This window comes from Treponema endosymbiont of Eucomonympha sp., from assembly GCF_001028545.1.
Genome location: NZ_BBPW01000078.1, coordinates 1 through 3,638, shown reverse-complemented (window position 1 = coordinate 3,638; position 3,638 = coordinate 1). Strand labels below are relative to the sequence as shown.

The window sequence follows — 3,638 nt, the reverse complement described above, 5'->3', positions numbered from 1 at the left end:
CTAGGTAGTGTGGACTAAAGAGGAGGAGAGAGGTAAAATAGGAAGCATGAATGAAATATTCCGTAGCAAACTATGGAATATTTCATTAAAATCGTTTTCGGCACCCTCAAACGCTGGTGAGGAATCGCTATGCGTTGTGCAAAGCTCACCGTTTCCTTCATCGTTGCTATTCATATCAGGTGTTTTCCTTTATATCCACTTTCAAGTCCACACTACCTAGGTAAATACCCCGCCTCTTGAGCGGGGTATTCTTTATTGCACGCTTTGCAGCACCGTCTTGAGGGTTTTCAACCCCGCGTCTATCTCCGCGTCGGTAATAACGAGCGGCGGCAGGAAACGAAGCGTATGGGTGCCGGCGGTCGAAATGCACAGCCCGGCGTCGAGACATTTCCGCTGAATCGCGGCGGCGTCAACGCCCTTGTTTGCGCCCGAATCGACGCTGAAGTCGATCCCGAGCATCAGTCCCTTGCCGCGAATGTCGCGGATCATATCGAGGCGCCAGCCCGCGATTTCCGAGCGGATTCGCTCTCCCGCCGCCTTGACGTGCGCGAGGAAACCGGGTTTGCTCAGCTCGGCGAACACCGCAAGCCCCGCGGCGGCGGCGAGCGGGTTTCCGGCAAACGTAGACTGATGGTCGCCCGCGGCGAATGCGTCCCGCGCCGCGCCGCGGAACAGACACGCGCCCATAGGGATTCCGCCCGCAATGCCTTTCGACGCGGTGATAACGTCCGGTTCTATGCCGAGTTCCTCGCTGGCGAACAGATAGCCCGTCCGCCCGATTCCGGTCTGCACTTCGTCCGCAATGACGAGCGCGCCCGCTTTCCGTGCGGCGGCGGCGGCGGCTTGCGCCCAGCGCGCGTCCAGCAGGTTGACGCCGCCTTCGCCCTGCACGCATTCCAGCATGAGGGCGCAAGTTGTCTCGTCAAACGCCGCCTCGAGCGCGGCAAAGTCGTTCGCCGGAATCGCGCGGAAGCCGGCGGGATAGGGTGCAAAGCACGGCGGGTGGAAGGTGTCCTGACCGGTCGCCGCCAGCGCGGCAAGCGTTCGCCCGTGGAACGAGTTTTCGAGCGTTACTACCTCGTTCCGTGCGGGGACACCCGCCGCGCCACGCGCTTTTTTCACCGCCTCGGTCGCAAGCCAGCCGTATTTCCGCGCCAGCTTAATTGCCGCCTCGTTCGCCTCTGCGCCCGAATTGCCGAAATACACGCGCTCCATTCCGCTCGCTTCCAGCAGCGCGTCCGCGAACGCCAACCCTTTGTCGGAGTTGTAATAGTTTGAAACGTGCAGGGCTTTCGCCGCCTGCGTCTGCACGGCGCGCACCAGCGCAGGGTGCCCGTGCCCGAGGCAGTTGACGCCGATTCCGGCGACGAAGTCGATATAGCGCTTGCCTTTGTCGTCGGTGAGCGTCGCCCCGTTCCCCGACACGAATACCACGGGAAGGCTCCCATAGTTGTTTACGATTTTTCCTGCCATGCGTCCGTCCTCCTGCTGAATTCAGCATTTACGCGCCGTAGCCTAGCGCGAAAGACACGGGATAGTCAACGCGTTCGGCAGTAGCCGAACGTCCGAGTTTCTTGAAGAAACTCGGCACATAGGCAAAGCGGAAGTGCGGCACGCGGGTAACGACCGAATTCCTTGAAGGAACTGCCGCACGCCGCAGCTTGACGGAACCTTGCCTCAGCTTCGCCGGCGCCGAATTGCGGAAGCGGACAAAGCGTTTTTTTTCATTATTTTTTTGAAAATCTACGCGCAAACTATTGACACTGCGCAATTGAACTTGTATCATTGTTACATACTGTAACGTTTAGCGGGAAACTGAACAGGAAACAAGGAGGATAAACCGGGTTTGTTGCATAAGCGGGAGGCGGGGTTTAATGCGGTCGGTGTGCGCGGAAGGGAGGAGCAGGATGAAGTAAGGCATAAAAAGGGCTTGTAATAATGAGGGCTACTGTAGCCGTATTCCGCCAATGCGGGCACGGCGGCTGTCTTGTCCGCGTTATGGATTAAGCGGGAAATGAGGAAGAAAGAGCGTTTGCTGAGCTGAATGAGTGTCGAAAATCAAAGTTTAAGGAAAGGAAGGAAAAATGATGAAAAAGGTTACTGTGGCTCTGTTTGCTTCTATTATGTTAGGAGCGTTTGGCGCGTGCAAGAATGAGCCGGATAATATCTATGTGACAGTGTCGCCGTCTGAGGTACCGCCTGTGATAGTGCCGCCGACTGATCACACCGACCATACCGAGTATCGGCCGGTGTCAAAGGCAAGAAAAGGACAAGGCGGAACGCATGCGACAACGACCACGCTGTGGTTTGCGTTGAGCGAGGGTAATTTTGACAATTCTACACCGCAGGACGTCGTTTATACGATTTCTGGCGATGAGTCAAACGAAACTCCTATTTCTCTTCAGAAGGTACACGCTGTAGATTATGAAGAATTTGACGCCGGTACTTATTGGCATGTTTATTCTGTCGGTATCAGCACGCCGATAACCGCAAACGGTTATGTTTCTTTTGATTTAAGCAGCGAACCCGATGATGCCGTGCCCTATGAGTATCATGTTAGCGTAACCGTACCGGTTTACTATGCGGAACCGGTACAGGTAGAGGTTAAAGCGAAAAACGACAATGCCGACAGAGGAACAACGGAACTTACCGTAACGCCGGCCAACGCTAAGGTAAAGCTTGCGCGGGTTTGGGTTAGGGTTGGGTCTGACGGCGAATCAACACTAACACCGGTAGTAGACGGCGTTGTTTCTATTACCAATAGAAACAACGGTAATAAGTCGGTTACGGTGGAAGTAAAAAACGCAGATGAAGTACAAAACAAAGATGGAACGGTAAAAACGGAAGGCAGCTTTGATGCGGGAACCAGCGAAGGATATTACGTTGGAAACGAAGGAGATTACGCACAATCAGTAGGCATAACACCGGCTGTTCCTTTTAGCGTTACGTTTGAGGCGAAGGGCGAAGCCGGAAGGGGAACGACAGCGTTGAAATTGACTGCTGTTGGATTTCCAGCCATAGCAGCATCTAACTACGAAATCTTCGTTGATGAAACAACCGCGGCGTCTGCTGTTGGTACTGAAGTAACAATAGAAAACCGGTCTGATAAGAGGGATAACCCTAAGATTAAAGTTGTACTGGCAGAAAATGCAGACACCAACGGATATGCTGACTTTACTGACGAAGTAGGCATAACACCGGCGGTAAAAGCTGTTGAGTTTACTGCAAATGGTGTAGAGGACGTCGTTGGAACGACAGCAATAGAAGCAAAATCCTTGTTTGCTGTGAATACAGGAATGTTTGTTTCTATCGATGGTGGTATTCTTCAACCTATTTCTTCTACAGAGGTGACGCTGCTTCCTGTAGTAAACAGAGGAAAAGGAATAGAAGGTACTCAAAAGACACAAGTTACTGTCAAAGGCGAAGGTCAGGAAAACGGGTATTACATACCTAGGCAGTGTGGACTAAAGAGGAGGAGAGAGGTAAAAAGGGAGATATGAATGAAATACTTCACAGCAAACTATGGAATATTTCATTAAAATCGTTTTCGGCACCCTCAAACGCTGGCGAGGAATCGCTACGCGCTATGCAAAGCTTACCGTTTCCTTCATCGTTGCTATTCATATCAGGTGTTTTCC

Annotated in this window: 3 protein-coding genes; 1 reads left to right on the top strand and 2 read right to left on the bottom strand. The window is 52.8% G+C overall.

Annotated elements, in window-relative coordinates; genetic code table 11:
- Together AWU74_RS11550 and AWU74_RS04350 are read right to left on the bottom strand one after the other, a co-directional pair.
- Positions 1-174, bottom strand: coding sequence for a hypothetical protein (locus tag AWU74_RS11550; protein ID WP_187150829.1), 174 nt, complete (start codon positions 172-174; stop codon positions 1-3).
- 78 nt (positions 175-252) lie between these two features.
- Positions 253-1,473 carry an acetylornithine transaminase gene (locus tag AWU74_RS04350; protein ID WP_062327990.1) on the bottom strand — a complete coding sequence of 407 codons (1,221 nt, stop codon included), beginning with the start codon at positions 1,471-1,473 and terminating at the stop codon, positions 253-255.
- 611 nt (positions 1,474-2,084) lie between these two features.
- Between AWU74_RS04350 and AWU74_RS04340 the strand changes: the two genes are divergently transcribed.
- Positions 2,085-3,500, top strand: a complete 1,416-nt coding sequence (locus AWU74_RS04340) for a hypothetical protein (RefSeq protein WP_062327983.1) — start codon at positions 2,085-2,087, stop codon at positions 3,498-3,500.
- Positions 3,501-3,638 lie beyond the last annotated feature (138 nt).

What these genes read in the sequence shown, in the direction of transcription:
- AWU74_RS11550 (WP_187150829.1), bottom strand. Translation starts at nt 174, where the DNA reads ATGAATAGCAACGATGAAGGAAACGGTGAGCTTTGCACAACGCATAGC.
- AWU74_RS04350 (WP_062327990.1), bottom strand. Translation starts at nt 1,473, where the DNA reads ATGGCAGGAAAAATCGTAAACAACTATGGGAGCCTTCCCGTGGTATTC.
- AWU74_RS04340 (WP_062327983.1), top strand. Translation starts at nt 2,085, where the DNA reads ATGATGAAAAAGGTTACTGTGGCTCTGTTTGCTTCTATTATGTTAGGA.